The following is a 521-nucleotide window of genomic DNA, read 5'->3' on the forward strand; positions in this document are numbered from 1 at the left end:
GGGAATATTGGTAATATTCTCAAAATTAGTGCATTCCCACGCGGTAACATCTATTGCCGCTTCGGTTGGCCCATATAGATTATGTAACTTCGCATGTGGCCACTGATGATAAAATGTCCTTATTATATTTTTCGGCAATGCTTCCCCGCTACAAATCACACGGGCAACAGAACCACCGCAAACCTGCGCTTTATTCATTGCTAAGAAGCTTTGTAACATAGAAGGGACAAAATGCAACGTAGTGATACATCCTTTATCAATAAGTTGACTCAGATAAACAGGATCTTTATGACCTTCTGGGTGAGCCAGAACCAATCTAACACCGAACATTAACGGCCAGAAAAATTCCCATACTGATACATCAAAACTAAATGGAGTTTTTTGTAATACAGCGTCTTTAAGCGTTAAACTATACTTCTGTTGCATCCATATTAATCGATTAACTACCCCTCGGTGTTCGTTCATTACCCCTTTAGGCATTCCGGTCGAGCCCGACGTGTAGATCACGTACGCCAGATGCC

At 41.7% G+C, this 521-nt stretch carries 1 protein-coding gene; it reads right to left on the minus strand.

From position 1 onward, the window contains the following. Window positions 1-521: AMP-binding protein (locus GJV78_RS22810; RefSeq protein ID WP_155110330.1), on the minus strand; the 521-nt coding region annotated here is incomplete at both ends.

The organism is Intestinirhabdus alba, assembly GCF_009711095.1.
Lineage (GTDB): Bacteria > Pseudomonadota > Gammaproteobacteria > Enterobacterales > Enterobacteriaceae > Intestinirhabdus > Intestinirhabdus alba.